Raw genomic sequence first — 22,594 nt, forward strand, 5'->3', positions numbered from 1 at the left:
GTGTCCTTGATCGCTTCCGACCAATTCCGCATCGTTGTCGGCCTCGGCAAGAGCGGCATGTCCCTGGTTCGCTTCCTGGCGAGCCGGGGCATTGCCTTTGCGGTCGCCGACACCCGCGAGCAACCGCCGGAACTGGACACCCTGCGCCGTGATTACCCGCAGGTGGAAGTGCGCTGTGGTGAACTGGACGTGGACTTCCTGTGCCGCGCCAACGAGCTGTATGTCAGCCCCGGCCTGGCCCTTGCCACCCCGGCCCTGCAGCAGGCGGCCGCGCGTGGGGTGAAGTTGTCCGGTGACATCGAACTGTTCGCCCGCCACGCCAAGGCCCCGATCATTGCCATCAGCGGCTCCAACGCCAAGAGCACCGTCACCACCCTGGTGGGCGAAATGGCCGCCAAGGCGGGCAAGCGCGTGGCGGTGGGCGGCAACCTCGGTACCCCGGCGCTGGACCTGTTGGCCGATGATGTCGAGCTGTACGTGCTGGAACTGTCCAGCTTCCAGCTGGAAACCACCGATCAGCTCAACGCCGAAGTGGCCACCGTGCTGAACATCAGCGAAGACCATATGGACCGCTACAGCGGCCTGCCGGCTTACCACCTGGCCAAGCACCGGATCTTCCGTGGTGCCCGCCAGGTCGTGGTCAACCGCCAGGATGCCCTGTCCCGGCCGCTGCCGGTGGAAGGCCGCCCATGCTGGACCTTCGGTCTCAACCAACCGGATTTCAAGGCCTTCGGCCTGCGTGAAGTGGACGGCGAAAAATACCTGGCGTTCGAGTTCCAGGCGCTGATGCCGGCACGTGAGCTGAAGATTCGTGGCGCCCACAATCAGAGCAACGCCCTGGCGGCTCTGGCTCTGGGGCACGCTGCCGGCCTGCCGTTCGAACCGATGCTCGAGGCACTGCGCGAGTTCGGCGGCCTGGCCCACCGTTGCCAGTGGGTGCGCGAGCGCAACGGCGTGAACTGGTACGACGATTCCAAGGCCACCAACGTCGGTGCTGCCCTGGCCGCGATCGAAGGCCTGGGTTCCGACATCGAAGGCAAACTGGTGCTGATCGCCGGTGGCGACGGCAAGGGCGCCGACTTCGCCGCGTTGCGCGAGCCGGTCAAGCGCTTCTGCCGCGCCGTGGTGCTGCTTGGCCGTGATGCCGAGCGCCTGGCCGAAGCCCTGGGCGATGGCGTGCAACTGGTCCGCGTAAAGTCTCTCGACGAGGCTGTACAGCAATGCGCCGAACTGGCCCGGCCGGGTGATGCCGTGCTGCTGTCGCCGGCGTGCGCCAGCCTCGACATGTTCAAGAACTTCGAAGAACGCGGGCGCCTGTTCGCCCAGGCAGCGGGAGGCCTTGCATGATCTTTGGCATCCTCAAGCCCTATCCGTCGCCGCTGATCAGCGGCCGTGGCATCGACCTGGACTTCGCGATGCTCGCCGGCTGCCTGGCTTTGCTGGGCCTGGGCCTGGTGATGATCACCTCGGCGTCCTCGGAAGTGGCTGCGGTGCAGTCTGGCAACCCGCTTTACCACATGTTCCGCCACTTGGTGTACGTGTTCCTTGGGCTGGTCGCCTGTGGCGCCACCATGATGGTGCCGATCGCCACCTGGCAGCGTATGGGCTTCCTGATGCTGCTGGGGGCCTTCGGCCTGCTGGTGCTGGTGCTGGTGCCGGGTATCGGCCGCGAAGTGAACGGTTCCATGCGCTGGATCGGCTTCAGCTTCTTCAACGTGCAGCCTTCGGAAATAGCCAAGGTGTTCGTGGTCATCTACCTGGCCGGCTACCTGGTGCGCCGGCAGACCGAGGTACGCGAAACCTGGATGGGCTTCTTCAAGCCATTCATCGTGCTGCTGCCCATGGCTGCCCTGCTGCTGATGGAGCCGGACTTCGGTGCCACCGTGGTGATGATGGGCGCGGCGGCGGCCATGCTGTTCCTCGGCGGGGTGGGGCTGTTCCGCTTCAGCCTGATGGTGGTATTGGCGGTGGTTGCGGTGTTCGTCCTGGTACAGGCGCAGCCTTACCGTATGGCTCGCCTGATTACCTTTACCGACCCGTGGTCCGACCAGTTCGGCTCGGGCTACCAGCTGACCCAGGCGCTGATTGCCTTCGGCCGTGGCGAGTGGTTCGGCGTTGGTCTGGGCAACAGCGTGCAGAAGCAGTTCTACCTGCCTGAAGCGCACACCGACTTCGTGTTCTCGGTACTGGCCGAAGAACTTGGCGTGGTCGGCTCGCTGCTGACTATCGCGCTATTCGTATTCGTGACTGTGCGTGCCTTGTATATCGGCCTGTGGGCTGAAAAAGCCAAACAGTTCTTTGCCGCTTATGTTGCGTTCGGCCTGGCCTTCCTGTGGATCGGCCAGTTCCTGATCAACATCGGTGTGAACGTCGGCCTGCTGCCGACCAAGGGCCTGACCCTGCCGTTCCTCAGCTACGGGGGCAGCTCGCTGGTGATCTGCTGTGCCTGCGTGGGCCTGTTGCTGCGCATCGAGTGGGAAAGCCGTACGCACCTGGGTAGTGAGGAGCACGAATTCAGCGAAAGCGATTTTGCCGAGGAGACCAATTATGGCCGCTGACGGCAGGAACGTACTGATCATGGCGGGCGGAACCGGGGGCCACGTGTTCCCGGCCCTGGCCTGCGCTCGTGAATTCCAGGCGCGCGGTTACAGCGTGCACTGGCTGGGCACCCCGCGTGGCATCGAGAACGAACTGGTGCCCCAGGCCGGCCTGCCGTTGCATCTGATCCAGGTCAGCGGCCTTCGCGGCAAGGGCAAGCTGTCGTTGCTCAAGGCGCCGTTCACCCTGGTCAAGGCCGTGCTGCAGGCGCGGCGTATCGTGCGTGAGCTCAAGCCGGTATGCGTGGTCGGCTTCGGTGGCTATGTGACCGGCCCAGGCGGCGTGGCCGCACGCCTGTGCGGCGTACCGCTGGTGATCCACGAGCAGAACGCGCGCGCCGGTACTACCAACCGCCTGCTGCTGCCGCTGGCTGCGCGTGTTTGCGAAGCCTTCCCGGCCACCTTCGCCGCCAGCGACAAACTGCGCACCACCGGCAACCCGGTGCGCCCGGAGCTGTTCATGGACGCCCTGCGCGCGCCGCTGGCCGAGCGCCGTGCGCGCCTGCTGGTGATGGGCGGCAGCCTGGGGGCGGAACCATTGAACAAATTGTTGCCTAAGGCCCTGTCCGAAGTGCCCCCCGCGCTGCGGCCAGAGGTATTCCACCAGGCCGGCAAGCAACACGCGCCAGCCACCGCCGAGCGTTATCGCGAGGCGGGCGTCGAGGCTCAGGTAGAGCCCTTCATCAAGGACATGGCCCAAGCCTATGGCTGGGCCGACATTGTGGTGTGCCGGGCCGGCGCCTTGACCGTCAGTGAGCTGGCGGCAGCGGGCCTGCCTTCGATGCTGGTGCCATTGCCCCATGCGATCGACGACCACCAGACCCACAACGCCCAATATCTGGCCCGGGAAGGCGCTGCCTTCCTGATGCCACAAGCGACAACTGGCGCAGCGCAGCTCGCTGAACGCCTGAACGAGGTGCTGATGCAACCCGAGAAACTCAACGTCATGGCAGGCACCGCACGGCGCCTGGCCAAACCTGCCGCAACCAGCACCGTGGTCGATATCTGCCTGGAGGTGGCCCATGGTTGAAAGCCAGAAAGCCATGCCCCAGCCAAAGATGGGCCGTATCCGCCGTATCCACTTCGTCGGTATCGGCGGCGTGGGCATGTGCGGCATTGCCGAAGTGTTGCTGAACCTGGGCTATGAAGTGTCCGGTTCCGACCTGAAGGCTTCGCCGGTCACCGAGCGTCTGGAGTCGTTCGGCGCCGAGATCTTCGTCGGCCACCGTGCCGAGAACGCCGCCACCGCCGATGTGCTGGTGGTGTCCAGCGCCATCAACCCGGCCAACCCGGAAGTCGCCACCGCTCTCGAGCGGCGCATTCCGGTGGTGCCGCGTGCCGAGATGCTCGCCGAGCTGATGCGCTATCGCCATGGCGTGGCCGTTGCCGGCACCCACGGCAAGACCACCACCACCAGCCTGCTGGCTTCGGTGTTCGCCGCTGGCGGCCTGGACCCGACCTTCGTCATCGGTGGCCGCCTGACCGCTGCCGGCACCAATGCCCAGCTGGGTACCAGCCGCTACCTGATTGCCGAAGCGGACGAGAGCGATGCCAGCTTCCTGCACCTGCAGCCGATGGTGGCCGTGGTCACCAACATCGACGCCGACCACATGGCGACCTACGAAGGTGACTTCAACAAACTGAAGAAAACCTTCGTCGAGTTCCTGCACAACCTGCCGTTCTACGGCCTGGCCGTGATGTGCCTGGACGACCCGGTGGTGCGCGAGATCCTGCCACAGGTCAAGCGCCCGACCGTGACCTATGGCTTCAGCGACGAGGCCGACATCCGCGCCATCAACGTGCGCCAGATGGGCATGCAGACCCACTTCACCGTGCTGCGTCGTGATCGCGAGCCGCTGGAGGTGTCGGTGAACATGCCCGGCAACCACAACGTGCTCAATGCCTTGGCCACCATCGCCATCGCCACCGACGAAGGCATCACCGACGAAGCCATTGTCCAGGGCCTGTCCGGCTTCCAGGGCGTCGGCCGCCGCTTCCAGGTGTACGGCGAACTGCCGGTCGAAGGCGGCAGCGTGATGCTGGTCGACGACTACGGCCACCACCCGACCGAAGTGGCTGCGGTGATCCAGGCCGTGCGCGGCGGTTGGCCAAGCCGTCGCCTGGTGATCGTCTACCAGCCGCACCGCTACAGCCGTACCCGCGACCTGTACGACGATTTCGTCCAGGTGCTTGGGGATGCCAACGTGCTGCTGCTGATGGAGGTCTACCCGGCCGGCGAAGAGCCGATCCCCGGCGCCGACAGCCGCCAGCTGTGCCACAGCATCCGCCAGCGCGGCAAGCTGGACCCGATCTACATCGAGCGTGGCGTCGACCTGGCGCCGCTGGTCAAGCCACTGCTGCGCGCTGGCGACATCCTGATCTGCCAGGGTGCCGGTGATGTCGGCGGCCTGGCCCCTCAATTGATGAAAAGCCCGCTGTTCGCTGGCGCCAAGCAGGAGAAGTCGAAATGACCAGCGCCTACGACAAGCTGCACTCGACCCTGGACGTCAAGGCGTTCGGCCGCGTCGCGGTGCTGTACGGCGGCAAGAGCGCCGAGCGCGAAGTGTCGCTCAAGTCCGGTGCCGCAGTGATCGACGCGCTGACCACCGCCGGTGTCGACGTGGTCGCCATCGACGTGGGTGACGACCTGCTCGACCGCCTGCAAAGCGAGAAGATCGACCGCGCCTTCATCATCCTCCACGGCCGTGGCGGTGAAGACGGCAGTATGCAAGGCCTGCTCGAGTGCCTGGGCATTCCCTATACCGGCAGTGGCATCCTTGCCTCGGCACTGGCCATGGACAAGCTGCGCACCAAGCAAGTGTGGCAGAGCCTGGGCATTCCGACCCCGCGCCACGCGGTGCTGGCGAGCGAAAGCGATTGTTTGCAGGCCAGTACGGAACTGGGCTTCCCGCTTATCGTCAAACCCGCCCATGAAGGCTCCAGCATCGGCATGGCCAAGGTGAACAGCGCCCAGGAACTGGTCGCCGCCTGGCAGGATGCCGCCCGATACGATTCCCAGGTACTGGTGGAGCAGTGGATCCACGGGCCGGAGTTCACCGTCGCGGTATTGCGCGGCCAGGTACTGCCGCCGATCGCCCTGGGTACGCCGCACGTGTTCTACGACTACGACGCCAAGTACATCGCCAACGATACCCAGTACCGCATTCCCTGCGGCCTGGACAGCGTCAAGGAACAGGAACTGATCGACCTGACCGCGCGTGCCTGCGATGCCATCGGCATCGAAGGCTGGGGGCGGCTGGACGTGATGCAGGACGAGCAGGGCCGGTTCTGGCTGCTCGAAGTCAACACCGCACCCGGCATGACCGACCATAGCCTGGTGCCCATGGCGGCCCGCGCGGCCGGCCTGGACTTCCAGCAACTGGTGCTGGCGATCCTGGCCGAGAGCGTGGCGACGCGAGGTTAAAACCATGCAAGGCGCGATGATACGTCAGCAGCAACCCGTTACCGGCCGTAGCAAGCCGGTGCCGCGTGGTGCCAGCCGGCTGGTGGCCGACGAGCCCGTATCGGCGCGCCTGCCGCGGCCAAGCCTGGGTGGTCTCAAGCGCCTGCTGTGGCCGGTGCTGCTGGTGGCGGCCGGGTTTGGCGCCTACGAGGGCGCCATTCGCCTGATGCCGTATGCGGACCGGCCGATCACCAAGATCGACGTGCAGGGCGACCTCAGCTACATCAGCCAGCAGTCGGTGCAGCAGCGTATCGCGCCCTATGTGGCAGCGAGCTTCTTCAGTGTCGACCTGCCGGCGATGCGCGCAGAGCTCGAGCAGATGCCGTGGATCGCCCACGCCGAAGTGCGCCGGGTGTGGCCCGACGAGGTGGTGATCCGCCTGGAAGAGCAGTTGCCGGTAGCGCGCTGGGGTGACGAAGCCTTGCTCAACAACCAGGGCCAGGCCTTCACCCCGCGCGAACTGGCCAACTACGAGCACCTGCCGCAGCTGGCCGGGCCGCAGCGTGCTCAGCAACAAGTCATGCAGCAGTATCAGGTATTGAGCCAGATGCTGCGCCCCCTGGGCTTTTCCATCGCTCGCCTGGAGCTGCGCGAGCGAGGCAGCTGGTTCCTGACCACGGGCGCGAGCAGCGCCGGGCCGGGCATCGAGCTGCTGCTGGGGCGCGACCATCTGGTGGAGAAGATGCGCCGTTTCATTGCCATTTACGACAAGACACTCAAAGACCAGATCACCACTATCGCCCGCATTGATCTGCGTTACTCCAACGGACTTGCCGTTGGTTGGCGGGAACCGATTGCACCGACGACGGCCCAACCCGCCGTTGCGAAGAATTAGAGAGAGGCAGGACCATGGCAAACGCGCATAGCGGCAAAATGATCGTCGGGCTGGACATCGGCACCTCCAAGGTGGTGGCGCTGGTGGGTGAAGTGGGCGAGGACGGCACCCTGGAAATCGTCGGGATCGGTACTCATCCGTCCCGCGGCCTGAAAAAAGGCGTGGTGGTGAACATCGAGTCCACCGTGCAGTCGATCCAGCGCGCCGTGGAAGAAGCGCAGCTGATGGCCGGCTGCCGCATCCACTCGGCCTTCGTCGGCGTGGCCGGCAACCACATCCGCAGCCTGAACTCCCACGGCATCGTCGCCATCCGCGACCGCGAGGTCAGCCTGGCCGACCTGGAGCGCGTACTCGACGCCGCCCAGGCCGTTGCCATCCCGGCCGACCAGCGCGTGCTGCACACCCTGCCGCAGGACTACGTGATCGACAACCAGGAAGGCGTGCGCGAGCCGCTGGGCATGTCTGGCGTACGTCTGGAAGCCAAGGTCCACGTGGTCACCTGCGCGGTCAACGCGGCGCAGAACATCGAGAAGTGCGTACGCCGTTGCGGCCTGGAAATCGACGACATCATCCTCGAGCAGCTGGCCTCGGCCTACTCGGTGCTGACCGACGATGAAAAAGAGCTGGGCGTGTGCCTGGTGGACATCGGCGGTGGCACTACCGACATCGCCATCTTCACCGAGGGCGCGATCCGTCACACCGCGGTGATCCCGATTGCCGGCGACCAGGTGACCAACGACATCGCCATGGCGCTGCGTACTCCGACCCAGTACGCCGAAGAAATCAAGATCCGCTACGCCTGCGCCTTGGCCAAACTGGCTGGCGCCGGCGAGACCATCAAGGTGCCGAGCGTGGGCGATCGCCCACCGCGCGAGCTGTCGCGCCAGGCCCTGGCCGAGGTGGTGGAGCCACGTTACGACGAGCTCTTCACCCTGATCCAGGCCGAACTGCGCCGCAGTGGCTACGAGGACCTGGTGCCGGCCGGCATCGTTCTCACCGGCGGCACCGCGAAGATGGAAGGCGCCGTGGAACTGGCCGAGGAAATCTTCCACATGCCGGTACGCCTGGGCGTACCGCACAGCGTTCGGGGGCTCAGCGACGTGGTTCGCAACCCGATCTATTCCACCGGCGTGGGCTTGCTCACCTACGGCCTGCAGAAGCAGACCGAAGACCTGCCCCTGACCGGTAACAGCAGCAACAACAGCTATGGCGATGAACCGAAGGCTCCAGTGCTTGAACGCTTCAAGCGCTGGGTCCAGGGCAATTTCTAAGTTTCAAAGCAGTAGTGGTAGGCGCGACAACTAGAGAACTGTAAGGAGAGGGAAAATGTTCGAGCTCGTAGACAACGTCCCGCAAAGCCCGGTCATCAAAGTGATCGGTGTTGGCGGTGGTGGCGGCAACGCCGTCAACCACATGGTCAAGAGCAGCATCGAAGGCGTGGAATTCATCTGCGCCAACACCGATGCCCAGGCGCTGAAGAACATCGGCGCGCGCACCATCCTGCAATTGGGTACTGGTGTGACCAAGGGCCTGGGTGCCGGTGCCAATCCGGAAGTCGGCCGTCAGGCCGCGCTGGAAGACCGTGAGCGCATCGCTGAAGTGCTGCAGGGTACCAACATGGTGTTCATCACCACTGGCATGGGTGGCGGTACCGGTACCGGTGCAGCGCCGATCATCGCCGAAGTGGCCAAGGAAATGGGCATTCTCACCGTTGCCGTGGTGACCCGTCCGTTCCCGTTCGAAGGCCGCAAGCGCATGCAGATCGCCGATGAAGGCATCCGCATGCTGGCCGAAAGCGTCGACTCGTTGATCACCATCCCCAACGAGAAGCTGCTGACCATCCTGGGCAAGGATGCCAGCCTGCTGTCTGCCTTCGCCAAGGCCGACGACGTACTGGCCGGTGCCGTGCGCGGTATCTCCGATATCATCAAGCGCCCGGGCATGATCAACGTCGACTTCGCCGACGTGCGTACCGTGATGGGTGAAATGGGCATGGCCATGATGGGTACTGGCTGTGCCAGCGGCCCGAACCGTGCGCGTGAAGCCACCGAGGCAGCGATCCGCAACCCGCTGCTGGAAGACGTCAACCTGCAGGGCGCCCGCGGCATCCTGGTGAACATCACCGCAGGCCCTGACCTGTCGCTGGGTGAGTACTCCGATGTGGGTAGCATCATCGAAGCCTTCGCCTCCGACCACGCCATGGTCAAGGTCGGCACCGTGATCGACCCGGACATGCGTGACGAGCTGCACGTGACCGTGGTGGCTACTGGCCTGGGCGCGCGCATCGAGAAGCCTGTGAAGGTGGTCGACAACACCCTGCAGACTGCCCAGCAGGTGTACGAGGCCTCCAACCCGGCGCCGGTTCGCCAAGAGCAGCCTGCGGTCAACTACCGTGACCTGGAGCGCCCGACCGTAATGCGCAACCAGGCTCATGCAGGTGCTGCTGCAGCCGCTAAACTGAACCCTCAGGATGACCTGGACTACCTCGATATCCCGGCATTTCTGCGTCGTCAGGCTGATTAATGGAATTTATCAGGGGTATAAAGGTGATTGGTATTCATCAAAGGTTGGGTCTGTTATCATCCCCAGCCTTTGTTGATACCTGTTCGCAATTTGCGCTGAAGCGGCCAATGCCATGATTAAACAACGCACCCTGAAGAATACCATCCGTGCCACAGGTGTCGGTCTGCACTCCGGGGAGAAGGTTTACCTGACCCTCAAGCCTGCACCTGTTGACACCGGCATCGTCTTCCGCCGCGCCGACCTCGACCCTGTGGTCGAAATCCCGGCGCGCGCGGCCAACGTCGGCGAGACAACCATGTCGACGACGCTGGTCAACGGTGACGTCAAGGTCGATACGGTCGAGCACCTGCTCTCCGCCATGGCGGGCCTGGGCATCGATAACGCCTACGTCGAGCTCTCCGCCTCGGAAGTGCCGATCATGGATGGCAGCGCCGGACCCTTTGTATTTCTGATTCAGTCTGCCGGCCTGGAAGAACAGGACGCAGCCAAGAAGTTCATCCGCATCCTGCGTGAGGTAACCGTGGAAGAGGGCGACAAGCGCGCCACTTTCCTGCCTTTCGACGGCTTCAAGGTGAGCTTCGAGATCGACTTCGATCATCCGGTCCTCAAGGGCCAGACCCAGAGTGCGGTCGTCGACTTCTCCAGCACCTCGTTCGTGAAGGAAGTCAGCCGCGCCCGTACCTTCGGCTTCATGCGTGACATCGAGTACCTGCGCAAGCACAACCTTGCGCTGGGTGGCAGTGTCGAGAACGCCATCGTGGTCGACGAGACCGGTGTGCTCAACGAAGACGGCCTTCGTTCCGATGACGAATTCGTCAAGCACAAGATCCTCGACGCCATTGGCGACCTTTATCTGCTGGGCAACAGCCTGATCGGCGAGTTCAAGGGCTACAAGTCCGGCCACGCGCTGAACAACCAGCTGTTGCGCAAGCTGATTGCCGAAACCGATGCCTGGGAAGTGGTCACCTTCGAAGATGCCAGCACGGCACCGATCTCGTACATGCGCCCTGTTGCGGCCGTGTAAGTTCGAACACTCTCTAGTTCATTAAGGCCACCTTCGGGTGGCCTTTTTTATGGCTTGTCCCGGGCGTGGGCGGCCAATCGTTCCAGTGCTGCGCGCAGCTTGGGGTCAGTGATGCCCTCGGCGGTATCGCGCAGGCTCTCGGCTGCGTTATTGGACAGTTCTGCGGCATTGCCGCCACGCTTGGCTGGCACCAGCGGGGGCTGGACCTTGTACAGGATGCGCCTGAGGTTGGCGAATGCCTCCATGGCCTGTAATGCAGAGATCAAGCGTTTCTGCTGATAGCGCAGGCGGGTTGCCCAATGGCCGTCGGTCACCACCAGCAACAATGTGCCATCGCGCCACGACGCCACATGGCAGTGCTCGCGGGCGGCCGGTTGCAGCTGGCTTTCCAGCAGGCGCTGCAGGTGCTCCAGGCGTTCGGCCTGGTTCAGCAGCAGGCGCAGCGGGCGGACCTGGCGGAGCAGGGCCGAGGGCGGCTGGGCGGGGGAGGGTTTGTAGGCCATGGGTATGTGCATGAGGTTACAAGATCGGCAGTTTAACACCTCTTGTAGCCTGTGCCGGCCTCTTCGCGGGCTTGCCCGCTCCCACAGGTATTACGCAACACTTGAGACCTGTGGTGATCTTGTGGGAGCGGGCAAGCCCGCGAAGAGGCCGACACAGGCAACCAAGGACAAGACTCATTCTCGATACGTTTCATCTTCCCGAACCTTGAACTCAGGGAAAATGCCCCTATCTAAAACAAGCCCCCGCCAAAACGCTGTCCAAGCATCGTGGAAATCCACCACTTTCCTCACCATCGTTTCCGGGTAGAATGCTCGTTCGCATGCGGCCTCAGGGCTGCACGGGCGACTCATGGGGCCGCCCTCCATCCCTACGTGTGGAAGATCCTGCCGATATGTTTGCGCCTTTGTTAAAGAAACTTTTTGGAAGCAAGAACGAGCGTGAAGTCAAACGCATGCTCAAGACGGTGAACATCGTCAATGCTCTCGAAGAGAAGATGGTGGCCCTCTCCGACGAGCAACTGCGGGGCAAGACCGCAGAGTTCAAGGAGCGCCTGGCCAAAGGCGAGACACTGGACCAGTTGCTGCCTGAAGCCTTCGCCGTGGCCCGTGAGGCCGGCAAGCGCGTGATGGGCATGCGCCACTTCGACGTGCAGCTGATCGGTGGCATGACCCTGCACGAGGGCATGATCGCAGAAATGCGTACCGGTGAAGGCAAGACCTTGGTCGGTACCCTGGCCGTGTACCTCAACGCATTGTCCGGCAAGGGCGTGCACGTGGTCACCGTCAACGACTACCTGGCCCGCCGCGACGCCAACTGGATGCGCCCGCTGTACGAGTTCCTCGGCCTGTCGGTCGGCATCGTCTCGGCCTTCCAGCCGCCGGAAGAAAAGCGTGCCGCCTACGCGTCCGACATCACCTACGGCACCAACAACGAATTCGGTTTCGACTACCTGCGCGACAACATGGCGTTCAGCCAGGAAGAGAAGTTCCAGCGTGAACTGAACTTCGCCGTGATCGACGAAGTCGACTCCATCCTCATCGACGAAGCGCGTACCCCGCTGATCATTTCCGGCCAGGCCGAGGACAGCTCCAAGCTGTACATCGAGATCAACCGTCTGATCCCGCGCCTTACCCAGCACATCGAGGAGGTGGAAGGCCAGGTCACCCAGGAAGGCCACTTCACCATTGACGAAAAGAGCCGTCAGGTCGAGCTGAACGAAGCCGGTCACCAGTTCATCGAAGAGATGCTCACCCAGTCCGGCCTGCTGGCCGAGGGCGAGAGCCTGTATTCGGCGCATAACCTGAGCCTGCTGACCCACGTCTATGCTGGCCTGCGCGCGCACAAGCTGTTCCACCGCAACATCGAATACATCGTCCAGGACGGCCAGGTCCTGCTGATCGACGAGCACACCGGCCGTACCATGCCAGGCCGTCGTCTGTCCGAAGGCTTGCACCAGGCCATCGAAGCCAAAGAGAACCTGAACATCCAGGCCGAGAGCCAGACCCTGGCTTCGACTACCTTCCAGAACTACTTCCGCCTGTACACCAAGCTGTCCGGCATGACCGGTACCGCTGACACCGAAGCGTTCGAGTTCCAGTCGATCTATGGTCTCAACGTGATGGTCATTCCGCCGAACAAACCGTTGGCACGTAAAGACTTCAACGACCTGGTGTACCTGACCGCCGACGAGAAATACGCCGCGATCATCGCCGACATCAAAGAAAGCATGAAGCAGGGTCGCCCGGTGCTGGTGGGTACTGCGACCATCGAAACCTCCGAGCACATGTCCAACCTCCTGAAGAAGGAAGGTATCGACCACAAGGTGCTCAACGCCAAGTACCACGAGAAGGAAGCCGAGATCATCGCGCAAGCCGGTGCGCCAGGTGCCCTGACCATCGCCACCAACATGGCCGGCCGTGGTACCGACATTCTGCTGGGCGGTAACTGGGAAGCCGAAGTGGCAGCCCTGGAAAACCCGACCGCCGAGCAGATCGCCCAGATCAAGGCCGACTGGCAGAAACGTCACCAGCAGGTGATCGAGTCGGGTGGCCTGCACGTGATCGCTTCCGAGCGCCACGAATCGCGCCGTATCGACAACCAGCTGCGTGGCCGTTCCGGCCGTCAGGGCGACCCGGGCTCCAGCCGCTTCTACCTGTCGCTGGAAGACAGCCTGATGCGTATCTTCGCCTCTGACCGGGTGAAGAACTTCATGAAAGCGCTGGGCATGCAGTCCGGCGAGGCCATCGAGCACCGCATGGTCACCAACGCCATCGAGAAGGCCCAGCGCAAGGTCGAAGGCCGCAACTTCGACATCCGCAAGCAGTTGCTGGAATACGACGACGTGGCCAACGAGCAGCGCAAGGTGATCTACCACATGCGCAACAGCCTGCTGGCCGCCGAGAACATCGGCGACACCATCGTCGAATTCCGCAAGGAAGTCCTGGACGCTACCATCAGCCAGCACATTCCGCCGCAGTCGCTGCCGGAACAGTGGGACGTGGCCGGCCTGGAGGCTTCGCTGGCCAGCGATTTCGCCATGAAGCTGCCGATCCAGCAGTGGCTCGACGAGGACGATCACCTCTACGAAGAGACCCTGCGCGAGAAGCTGCTGAACGAAATCACCACCGCGTACACCGAGAAGGAAGACCAGGCCGGTATCGAAGCCCTGCGTACCTTCGAGAAGCAGATCCTGCTGCGTGTGCTGGATGACCTGTGGAAAGACCACCTGTCGACCATGGACCACCTGCGTCACGGTATCCACCTGCGTGGTTATGCGCAGAAAAACCCGAAGCAGGAGTACAAGCGCGAATCCTTCAGCCTGTTCCAGGAGCTGCTCGAGTCGATCAAGCGCGACACCATCCGCGTGCTGTCGCACGTTCAGGTACGCCGCGAAGACCCGGTCGAAGAGGAAGCCCGCCTGCGCCGCGAGGCCGAGGAACTGGCCAGCCGCATGCAGTTCCAGCATGCCGCTGCTCCGGGCCTGGAAAGCGAGCAGCTGAACGAGGAGGGCGCCGAAGTGGCTGTTGCCTCGGCACCGGTGCGCAACGAGCAGAAGCTGGGCCGCAACGAGCCGTGCTGGTGTGGTTCGGGCAAGAAGTTCAAGCATTGCCACGGGCAGATCGAGTGATCTGACCAGGCTGTTGTAAGCTGAAACATCCGGGGCCGCTTTGCGGCCCATTCGCGGCACAAGGCCGCTCCTACAGGGACCGCGCCCGCCCCAATGGTTGCGATGTCCTTGTAGGAGCGGCCTTGTGCCGCGAATGGGGCGCGAAGCGGCCCCGCTCTTCCATCACCTGTTCACCGTATTTTCTAGGAGCGCTCTAATGGCTGTTGGTCTTGGTCCTTTGCCCACCCTGCACCCGGTTCCGGGTTTTGAACTCGGCATCGCTTCTGCCGGCATCAAGCGCCCGGGGCGCAAGGATGTGGTGGTCATGCGCTGCGCCGAAGGCTCCAGCGTGGCTGGCGTGTTCACCCTCAACGCCTTCTGCGCAGCGCCGGTGATCCTGTCCAAGCAGCGTGTGCAGGGCACCGTGCGCTATCTGCTGACCAACACTGGTAACGCCAACGCCGGCACCGGCGCGCCAGGCCTGGCCGCCGCCGAGCGCACCTGCGCCAAGCTGGCCGAACTGGCCGGCGTACCGGCCGAGTCGGTACTGCCATTCTCCACCGGCGTGATCGGCGAGCCGCTGCCGGTCGAGAAGATCGAAGGCGCACTGCAGGCCGCCCTCGACAACCTGTCGGAAAACCACTGGGCTGAAGCTGCCACCGGCATCATGACCACCGACACCCTGCCCAAGGGGGCCAGCCGCCAGTTCCAGCACGATGGCGTGACGGTTACCGTCACCGGCATCAGCAAGGGTGCAGGCATGATCCGCCCGAACATGGCCACCATGCTCGGCTACATCGCCACCGACGCCAAGGTTGCCCCGGCGGTGCTGAAGGACCTGATGCTGGACGGCGCCAACAAGTCGTTCAACCGCATCACCATCGATGGCGACACCTCGACCAACGACTGCTGCATGCTGATTGCCACTGGCAAGGCCAACCTGCCGGAAGTCACCGAAGCCAGCGGCGCACTGTTCGAAGCGCTGAAGAAGGCAGTGTTCGAAGTGTGCATGGAAGTGGCCCAGGCCATCGTCCGTGACGGCGAAGGCGCCACCAAGTTCGTTACCGTGCAGGTCAACGGCGGTGGCAACCACCAGGAATGCCTGGACGTCGGCTACGCCGTGGCCCACTCGCCGCTGATCAAGACTGCGCTGTTCGCTTCCGACCCCAACTGGGGCCGTATCCTCGCCGCCGTCGGCCGTGCCGGCGTACCGGAGCTGGACGTGAGCCTGATTGATGTGTACCTGGACAGCGTTTGCATTGCCAGCAAAGGCGGCCGTAGCCCGAGCTACACCGAAGACCAGGGTGCCAAGGTTATGGCCCAGGAAGAGATCACCATCCGTATCGAGCTGGGCCGTGGCCAGTGCAGCGAAACCATCTGGACCACCGACCTGTCCCACGAGTACGTGAAGATCAACGCCGAGTACCGTACCTGATGTAGCTGGGGCCGCTTTGCGGCCCGATCGCTTCACAAGGCCGCTCCCACAAGCACCTGCTTACACCGCCCCATGTGGGAGCGGCCTTGTGTCGCGAAAGGGCTGCAAAGCAGCCCCAGAATTCCCAAACGATGGAGCCGAACCATGAGCTATCACCTGATCATCGGCGACAAGCTGTATTCCTCCTGGTCGCTGCGTGGCGCCCTGGCCCTCGAGCTGGCTGGCGTGCCTTACGAAGAAACACTGATCAAGCTGAACCAGCCTGACACCCGTCAGCGCATCCTCGCCTTCTCGGCTACCGGCAAGGTACCGCTGCTCAAGACAGAGCACGGTGTGATCGCCGACTCGCTGGCCATTGCCGAATACCTCAACGAACGCCATTCCGACGCCCAGCTGTGGCCTGCCGACGTGGCGGCCCGGGCCCAGGCCCGTTCGGCCTGCGCGCAGATGCACAGCGGCTTCTTCGCCCTGCGCGGCGCGATGCCGTTCGACCTGTCGCGCGACCAGGCGCTGGACAGCGTGCCGCTGGAGGTTCAAATCGATATCGACCGTATCGTTGCACTGTGGTCGGAATGTCGCCTTGCGGCCAAGGACAGCGGCCCGTTCCTGTTCGGCAGGCCGAGCCTGGCTGATGCCTTCTTCGCCCCGGTGGCGGTGCGCCTGCGCACCTACCGTGTGGAAGTGCCTGCGGAGGCGGCGACTTATATCGAGACCATTTATCAGTGGCCAGCCTTCCAGGCCTGGCAAAAGGCTGGCCTGGCGGAGCGTGAAGGGTGAAACGGATTCATGTTGTAGCTGCTGTCATTCGCGGTACTGACGGCCGTATTCTGATCGCGCGGCGCGCCGATACCCAGCACCAGGGCGGTCTGTGGGAATTCCCGGGTGGCAAGGTAGAAGAGGGTGAGGGCGTCGAGGCGGCGCTGGCCCGCGAGCTGCGAGAGGAGCTGGGTATCGAGGTGAGTCGTTCGCGCGCGCTGATCAAGGTCAGCCACGATTACCCGGACAAGCAGGTGCTGCTGGATGTGCGCGAAGTCGAGGCATTCACCGGCGAGCCGCATGGCGCCGAAGGGCAGCCGCTGGAATGGGTTGCTCCACGCGATTTGCCCCAATACGAATTCCCCGAGGCCAACAAGCCGATCGTTGCAGCCGCGCGCCTGCCGGATCAGTACCTGGTCACCCCCGATGGCCTGGAAGTGCCGCAGATGCTCAAGGGCATCCAGAAGGCAGTGGCCAGTGGCATTCGCCTGATCCAGTTGCGTGCCCCGGACATGTACGATCCCAAGTATCGCGATGTGGCGGTGGATGCGGTCGGCCTTTGCGCGGGCAAGGCGCAGCTGATGCTCAAGGGGCCGCTGGAGTGGCTGGGTGACTTCCCAGCCGCGGGTTGGCACCTGACGGCTGCACAACTGCGCAAGTATGCCGCCAACGGCCGGCCGTTCCCCAAGGAGCGCTGGCTGGCGGCGTCCTGCCACAGTGCCGAAGAGCTGGCGCTGGCGGAGCAGATGGGCGTGGACTTTGTCACTTTGTCGCCGGTGCAGGCAACCCGGACACACCCTGAGGCGGTGCCGCTGGGGTGGGACGAGGCGCAACGTTTGATTGCCGGCTTCAACAAGCCGGTCTACCTGCTGGGTGGGGTAGGGCCGGGTGAGCGCGAGCAGGCCTGGGAAGCGGGGGCACAGGGTGTGGCCGGGATCCGGGCGTTCTGGCCTGAGATCTGAGCCGCCTGAAATTGGGGCCGCTTTGCGGCCCATCGCGACACAAGGCCGCTCCTACAAAGGAATCGCGTAATCCTGAATGAATCGCGACCCCCCTGTAGGAGCGGCCTTGTGTCGCGACGGGCTGCAAAGCAGCCCCGGCACTTTCAGCCTTTAGGCTTTTCAGCAGGTTGCCACAAAACCTCAGCCACCCCCTGCCGCCGCCCAATGATCCGCGCCGCCACGAACAGCAGATCCGAAAGCCGGTTGATATACGCCAACCCAACCCCCGCCAACGGCTCCAGCGCATTCAGCTGCTGGCACCGCCGCTCCGCACTGCGCGCCAGGCTCCGGCACACATGCGCCTGCGCCACCAGCGCCGAGCCACTGGGCAAGATAAAGTTTTTCAACGGCCCCAGCTCTTCATTCCACACATCGATCGCTGCCTCAAGCCGCGCCACCTCCGCCAGGTCCAACGCCTGATAACTGGGCATCGCCAGCTCACCGCCCAGGTCGAACAGGCGGTGCTGACACGGCGCCAAAACCGCGCTCACTTCATCCAGCCCTTGTTCGGCTAGCCCCGCCAGCAGCAAACCCAGCTGGCTGTTCAGGCTGTCCACCTCGCCAATCGCCTCGATCCGCGGGTGATCCTTGGGCACCCGGCGCCCATCGCCCAGGCCGGTTTCGCCTTTGTCGCCGGTGCGGGTGTAGATCTTCGACAGGCGGTAGCCCATGTCATTTCTCCATTTTGGCCGGCGCCACCGCTGCCGGCTGGCCAAGGGGCAAGCGCAGGGTGAAGCAGGTGCCCTGGCCGGGCGTGGACTGCACTTCCATCTGGCCCTTGTGGTTGTTGGTGATGATGAAGTACGAGACCGACAGCCCCAGCCCGGTACCCTGGCCGATTTCCTTGGTGGTGAAGAACGGCTCGAAGGTGCGCTTGCGCACCCCTTCGGGCATGCCGACGCCGTTGTCCTCGACCTGGATTTCCGCCCATGGCGGGCTCAAGCGGGTACGCAGGGTGATGCGCCCGGGCTCGCTCGGCTGCGGCCGCTGGTGGATGGCCTGGGCCGCGTTTTTCAGCAGGTTGAGCAGCACCTGCTCCAATTCGTTGGCGGTGCACGGCACCGGCCCCAGGTCGGGGTCGAACTGACGCACGATGGCCTGGCCCTTGAAATCGAAGCCTATGGCCAGGTCGAAGTCGTTGCTGGCAATCTCCACCGCCTGATCGATCAGCGCCGGCAGGTCGCACGGCGCCAGCTGACGGTTGCTGCGGCGGCTGAAGCTGAGCATGTGGGTGACGATCTTCGCTGCCCGGGCACCGGCCTGCTGGATGCCGTCGAGCAATTGTGGCACTTCGCGGCTCTCCAGGTAGCGGTTGACCGTGGGCAGGTCGATGCCCAGCTCCTCTGCCTGTTCCTGATTGCGCGGCAGTTCTGGTGACAGGCGCCGGCGGATGTTCTGCACGTTATGCAGGATCGCGCCCAGCGGATTGTTGATCTCGTGGGCCATGCCGGCGGCCAGGCCGCCGACCGAAAGCATCTTTTCCGATTGCACCATCATTTCTTCCAGCGACAGGCGCTGGGTGATGTCGTCGATACGGATGACAACGCCACGGCCGCCGCCACCGGTCAGCGGGTAGAAGGTCAGGGCGTAGTGGCGCAGGTCGTCACCCTTGGGCCAGGTGACCCGTTCGATCTTCGCCACCCGGTGCTTTTCCACTGTTTCCTTCAGTTGCGGCAGGAACGGCTTGAGCGGTTCGAAGGCAATGAAGATCGGCTGATTCAGCGCCTCGTCCAGAGGCGTGCCGGAAAGTACCGTGGCTTCGTGGTTCCATTGGGTCACGTAGAGCTGCTCATCGAGGGCGATCAGTGCCGAGGGCATCGAGTCGATGATGCTGTTGAGGTAGTTCTGGAAGCCGGTGAGTTTTTTCTCGATCTTGCTGCGCACCTGAACTTCCAGTTCCAGCTTGCGGTTGGTGTGGCGGGTTTCCTCGGCCAGGCCCTGGGCCTGGTCGTAGGCCTCCTGAAACTCGTCGCGGGTGCGCTTGAGTTGCTGTTCGCGGGCTTCGATGCGCGAGAGCATGGTGTTGAACGCTTCGGCCAGGCTGCCGATTTCGTCGTCGTTACCGCGCTGCGCACGCAAGGCATAGCTCTCTTCGCGGGTGACCTGGCGGCTGAGCTCTTCGAGCTGGTTGATCGGCTGGGTGATCAGGCGTTTTATCTGTCGGGCTATGACGATCCACAGAAGGATGCTGAACACCAGGATGCCCAGGCTGGCGCTGAGGGTGCCGGTGTAGAAAGCCGTGGGCAGTTCACTGCTGGCCACCAGCAGCAGGTGTGCGGGCGGGTTGGCGTCACGTGGCATGCGGATCAGCTGGGTGCTGCGAAACTCCATCAGGCGCCAGCCGTCGATGTTGCGAAAACGCTTGGGCAGTGCCAGCGGCTCGCCGTGCTGCAGCTGCGCCAACATGCGGCCATCGCCACCGTAGACGGCAGCGGCGCGCAGCGGCGTGTAGCTGTCCAGCTCCTTCAGCAGGGCGCTGGCGGTGTCCGGTGTATCGCCGGCGCGCGCTGCCAGTTGCGGGTTGGCCACCAGCCGGCCGATGGTGTGCAGCGCCTGTGGCGCCATGCTTTCCTGGGTGATCCAGTAGGCGGCGCTGATGAAGGTGAGGTTGGCCACCAACAGGATGGTCACCAGCAACACCAGCAGGGCCGCCAGCAGCTTCTGCCCGACCGGGAGGTTTTCCAGGCGTTGGCGCAAGGTCATGGGCTAGGCAATATCCGTATCCGGTTGAAAGGGCTGCGTCAGTCGCAGGGCAAACCACGCACACGCAGGTTATCGACCAAGTGCTGCAGCAGGCGTTCCAGCTCTGGCAGCTGCAGGCCATGACGGCCGGCGGCGCGGCAGGCATGGCCAAGCAGGTAGTGCACCTCGGTGCGGCGGCCTGCGCGTACATCCTGGTACATGGAAGAGTAGTTGGCCGCAGTGGCGAGGATCACCCGCTGCACTTCTTCGTTCAGCCCGTCTGCCGCTTCTGGCTGGCCACAGCGGTGCAGCAGTTGGGCCAGCTCGGCGCACAGCGCATCCACTTCGCCCAGGTGCCCCAGCAGCCCGCCGTTCTGGCAGTCGTGCAGCACGGTCAGCGGGTTGATGGCGCAATTGAGTGCCAGTTTGCGCCACAGGCGGGTGAGGATATCCACCGTCCACTCGGCAGGGATGCCAGCCTGATGCAGGTCATCGAACCAGGCCGGGATCGTCGGGTTGCGTGGGTCACCCAGCCAGTTGAAGCCGTGGCCGGCAAAGCGTACGTGCCAATCTCCCTCGCGGAACGCGCCTTCGGTACTGGAGGCGAAGATGCAGCGTGCATTGGGCACCAGGTCGGCGACCTCGTCCTGGCTGCCCAGGCCGTTCTGCAGCAGAACCACCTCGGCGTCTTCGGCCAGGCGAGGTGCCACGCCGGCGATGGCCGGGGCGGCGTCGTAGGCCTTGCAGGCCACCAGCAGGCGATGGATCGGGCCGCGTGCCTGCGCGGTTTCGGCGGGGATGGCGTAGTGGCGGGACTGGTCCTGTTCGACCAGGGTCAGGCCGCCGGCCTGCTGGTAGGCCTGCAGCCGCTGCCCGTCACGCAGGATCAGGCGCACTGCCTTGCCCGCGCGCGCCAGGCGGCAAGCCCACAGGCTGCCCAGGCTACCGGCGCCGAGAATATGCCAGGTGCTGCTCATATGCGTTTCGCAACCCGTTATAATGAGCCCGCATTTTAACCGTCAAACCCAGCGCGCTCCATCTTCAGCCTGAGCGCGCTTTTATTTTGGGAGAACAACCATGCCTTCGTTCGACGTGGTATCGGAACTGGACAAGCACGAAGTGCAGAACGCGGTCGACAACGCCATCAAGGACCTGGACCGTCGCTACGACCTCAAGGGCAAGGGCACCTTCGAGTTCAAGGACAAAGAGCAGACCGTGATGCTCACCGCCGAGGAAGAGTTCCAGCTCGAAGCGATGTTGGAAATCCTGCGCCTGGCGCTGGTCAAGCGCAAGATCGACGTGAAGTGCCTGGAAACCAAGGACCCGTACGCCTCGGGCAAGGAAAAGAAACAGGAAGCCAAGTTCCGCGAAGGTATCGACAAGGATCTGGCGAAGAAGATCGTCGCCACCATCAAGGATGCCAAGCTGAAAGTGCAGGCCGCCATCCAGGGCGAGCAGGTACGCGTTACCGGCAAAAAGCGCGACGACCTGCAGGAAGCCATTGCGCTGCTGCGTACCAAGGAATTCGACATGCCATTGCAGTTCAACAACTTCCGCGACTGATGTGGGCATCGCCCGGAACCCCGATGGCCAAATGATGTCCATGGGGACCGGGGCTGCGCCATCGCGCGTGGCCAGTTCTACCGTGTACTTGCCGCTCGGCATCAGGAGATGAATATGGATTTGAACGCTGAAGTCGATCAGCTGGTCCGCCAATCCCAGACCTGGATCCCCTTGATCATGGAATATGGCAGCCGTGTGCTGCTGGCGCTGCTGACCCTGGCGGTCGGCTGGTGGATCATCAACAAGGTCAGCGCCCGCCTGGGCAAGCTGGTTGGCCTGCGCAACGCCGACCTGGCGCTGCAGGGCTTCATCAGCACCTTGTCGAATATCGTGCTGAAGGTGCTGCTGTTCGTCAGCGTGGCGTCGATGATCGGTATCGAGACCACCTCGTTCGTTGCCGCCATCGGTGCCGCGGGCCTGGCCATCGGCCTGGCCTTGCAGGGCAGCCTGGCGAACTTCGCCGGCGGTGTGCTGATCCTGATGTTTCGCCCGTTCCGCATCGGTGACTGGATCGAGGCGCAAGGCGTGGCCGGCACCGTCGACAGCATCCAGATCTTCCACACCGTGCTGCGCACTGGTGACAACAAGACGGTGATCATGCCCAACGGCAGCCTGTCCAACGGCATCATCACCAACACCAACCGCCAGCCGACGCGCAAGGTGGTGTTCGATGTGGGCGTGGACTACGAGGCCGACCTGCAGAAGGCCCGCAACGTGCTGCTGGAGCTGGCGCAGGACCCGCGCGTGCTGCCCGACCCGGCGCCGCAGGCGGTGGTCGCGACCCTGGGCGACAGCTCGATCACAGTGTCCTTGCGCTTGTGGACCAAGACCGCCGATTACTGGGATGTGATGTTCATGCTCAACGAGCATGCGCGTGACCGGTTGAAGGCCGAAGGGATCGACATTCCGTTCCCGCAGCGGGTGATTCGCGTGGTGCAGGAGACTGCAGCGCAGTAATACCGCGTTGAAGCCGGGGCCGCTTCGCGCCCCATCGCCGGCAAGCCAGCTCCCACAGGGTTATCACAGTCTTCAGGCCTGTGTCCCTGTGGGAGCTGGCTTGCCGGCGATGGGGCGCGAAGCGGCCCCGACTTTTTACACTTGTTCA

19 protein-coding genes are annotated in these 22,594 nt (G+C 63.7%); 15 read left to right on the plus strand and 4 right to left on the minus strand.

What is annotated here, in order from left to right; all coding sequences use genetic code 11:
* The 9 genes from murD (at nt 1) to lpxC (ending at nt 10,442) form a co-directional block, all read left to right on the plus strand.
* Complete coding sequence (gene murD, locus IMX18_RS02020; RefSeq protein ID WP_061303698.1) at nt 1-1,347, plus strand: UDP-N-acetylmuramoyl-L-alanine--D-glutamate ligase; 1,347 nt, start codon at nt 1-3, stop codon at nt 1,345-1,347.
* Nucleotides 1,344-2,558, plus strand: a complete 1,215-nt coding sequence (gene ftsW, locus IMX18_RS02025) for a putative lipid II flippase FtsW (protein ID WP_233467730.1) — start codon at nt 1,344-1,346, stop codon at nt 2,556-2,558. Before murD ends, ftsW begins: the two co-directional genes overlap by 4 nt.
* Entirely contained in the window at nt 2,548-3,627 is a 1,080-nt protein-coding gene (gene murG, locus IMX18_RS02030; protein WP_015271708.1) for an undecaprenyldiphospho-muramoylpentapeptide beta-N-acetylglucosaminyltransferase, read from the plus strand. Before ftsW ends, murG begins: the two co-directional genes overlap by 11 nt.
* The gene (gene murC / locus IMX18_RS02035) at nt 3,620-5,068 is read left to right on the plus strand and encodes a UDP-N-acetylmuramate--L-alanine ligase (RefSeq protein ID WP_013974110.1); all 1,449 of its coding nucleotides are present in this window, start codon (nt 3,620-3,622) and stop codon (nt 5,066-5,068) included. The genes murG and murC overlap by 8 nt, the downstream gene beginning before the upstream one ends.
* Nucleotides 5,065-6,021 carry a D-alanine--D-alanine ligase gene (locus IMX18_RS02040; RefSeq protein ID WP_015271707.1) on the plus strand — a complete coding sequence of 319 codons (957 nt, stop codon included), beginning with the start codon at nt 5,065-5,067 and terminating at the stop codon, nt 6,019-6,021. The genes murC and IMX18_RS02040 overlap by 4 nt, the downstream gene beginning before the upstream one ends.
* A gap of 4 nt (nt 6,022-6,025) precedes the next feature.
* On the plus strand, nt 6,026-6,895 hold the full coding sequence (locus IMX18_RS02045) for a cell division protein FtsQ/DivIB (protein WP_012274056.1): 870 nt from the start codon (nt 6,026-6,028) through the stop codon (nt 6,893-6,895).
* A gap of 14 nt (nt 6,896-6,909) precedes the next feature.
* Complete coding sequence (gene ftsA / locus IMX18_RS02050; protein ID WP_015271706.1) at nt 6,910-8,166, plus strand: cell division protein FtsA; 1,257 nt, start codon at nt 6,910-6,912, stop codon at nt 8,164-8,166.
* A 55-nt stretch (nt 8,167-8,221) separates the two neighbouring features.
* Nucleotides 8,222-9,418: a cell division protein FtsZ gene (ftsZ, locus tag IMX18_RS02055; RefSeq protein WP_003260772.1), complete on the plus strand. Its 1,197-nt coding sequence runs from the start codon at nt 8,222-8,224 to the stop codon at nt 9,416-9,418.
* Between the two features lie 112 nt (nt 9,419-9,530).
* Nucleotides 9,531-10,442 (plus strand): UDP-3-O-acyl-N-acetylglucosamine deacetylase, encoded by a 912-nt coding sequence (lpxC, locus tag IMX18_RS02060; protein WP_003260771.1) that lies wholly within the window; start codon nt 9,531-9,533, stop codon nt 10,440-10,442.
* A gap of 47 nt (nt 10,443-10,489) precedes the next feature.
* Here the strand turns inward: lpxC and IMX18_RS02065 are convergent, their stop codons facing one another.
* Nucleotides 10,490-10,945, minus strand: a complete 456-nt coding sequence (locus IMX18_RS02065; protein ID WP_015271705.1) for a DUF721 domain-containing protein — start codon at nt 10,943-10,945, stop codon at nt 10,490-10,492.
* A 392-nt stretch (nt 10,946-11,337) separates the two neighbouring features.
* Here IMX18_RS02065 and secA point away from each other — a divergent pair, with 392 nt between their 5' ends.
* The 4 genes from secA (at nt 11,338) to IMX18_RS02085 (ending at nt 17,205) form a co-directional block, all read left to right on the plus strand.
* Nucleotides 11,338-14,073 (plus strand): preprotein translocase subunit SecA, encoded by a 2,736-nt coding sequence (gene secA / locus IMX18_RS02070; protein ID WP_015271704.1) that lies wholly within the window; start codon nt 11,338-11,340, stop codon nt 14,071-14,073.
* Between the two features lie 196 nt (nt 14,074-14,269).
* A complete protein-coding gene (argJ, locus tag IMX18_RS02075) occupies nt 14,270-15,487 on the plus strand; it encodes a bifunctional glutamate N-acetyltransferase/amino-acid acetyltransferase ArgJ (protein WP_023662147.1) in 1,218 nt (405 codons plus the stop codon).
* A 144-nt stretch (nt 15,488-15,631) separates the two neighbouring features.
* A complete protein-coding gene (locus IMX18_RS02080) occupies nt 15,632-16,264 on the plus strand; it encodes a glutathione S-transferase family protein (RefSeq protein ID WP_054573312.1) in 633 nt (210 codons plus the stop codon).
* Nucleotides 16,261-17,205: a Nudix family hydrolase gene (locus tag IMX18_RS02085; RefSeq protein ID WP_015271701.1), complete on the plus strand. Its 945-nt coding sequence runs from the start codon at nt 16,261-16,263 to the stop codon at nt 17,203-17,205. The genes IMX18_RS02080 and IMX18_RS02085 overlap by 4 nt, the downstream gene beginning before the upstream one ends.
* A gap of 143 nt (nt 17,206-17,348) precedes the next feature.
* Here IMX18_RS02085 and IMX18_RS02090 read toward each other — a convergent pair whose 3' ends face one another.
* The 3 genes from IMX18_RS02090 to IMX18_RS02100 are packed head-to-tail and all read right to left on the minus strand — an operon-like array spanning nt 17,349 to nt 20,903.
* Complete coding sequence (locus tag IMX18_RS02090; protein ID WP_015271700.1) at nt 17,349-17,915, minus strand: cob(I)yrinic acid a,c-diamide adenosyltransferase; 567 nt, start codon at nt 17,913-17,915, stop codon at nt 17,349-17,351.
* Nucleotide 17,916: 1 nt separating this feature from the next.
* Nucleotides 17,917-19,947 (minus strand): sensor histidine kinase, encoded by a 2,031-nt coding sequence (locus tag IMX18_RS02095; protein ID WP_013974101.1) that lies wholly within the window; start codon nt 19,945-19,947, stop codon nt 17,917-17,919.
* Between the two features lie 38 nt (nt 19,948-19,985).
* Nucleotides 19,986-20,903: a putative 2-dehydropantoate 2-reductase gene (locus IMX18_RS02100; protein ID WP_217190090.1), complete on the minus strand. Its 918-nt coding sequence runs from the start codon at nt 20,901-20,903 to the stop codon at nt 19,986-19,988.
* A gap of 100 nt (nt 20,904-21,003) precedes the next feature.
* Here IMX18_RS02100 and IMX18_RS02105 point away from each other — a divergent pair, with 100 nt between their 5' ends.
* Together IMX18_RS02105 and IMX18_RS02110 are read left to right on the plus strand one after the other, a co-directional pair.
* The gene (locus IMX18_RS02105) at nt 21,004-21,489 is read left to right on the plus strand and encodes a YajQ family cyclic di-GMP-binding protein (RefSeq protein WP_013974099.1); all 486 of its coding nucleotides are present in this window, start codon (nt 21,004-21,006) and stop codon (nt 21,487-21,489) included.
* Between the two features lie 114 nt (nt 21,490-21,603).
* A complete protein-coding gene (locus IMX18_RS02110) occupies nt 21,604-22,446 on the plus strand; it encodes a mechanosensitive ion channel family protein (RefSeq protein WP_015271698.1) in 843 nt (280 codons plus the stop codon).
* The last annotated feature ends 148 nt before the right edge of the window (nt 22,447-22,594 follow it).

This window comes from Pseudomonas shirazica, from assembly GCF_015168335.1.
GTDB lineage: Bacteria > Pseudomonadota > Gammaproteobacteria > Pseudomonadales > Pseudomonadaceae > Aquipseudomonas > Aquipseudomonas asiatica.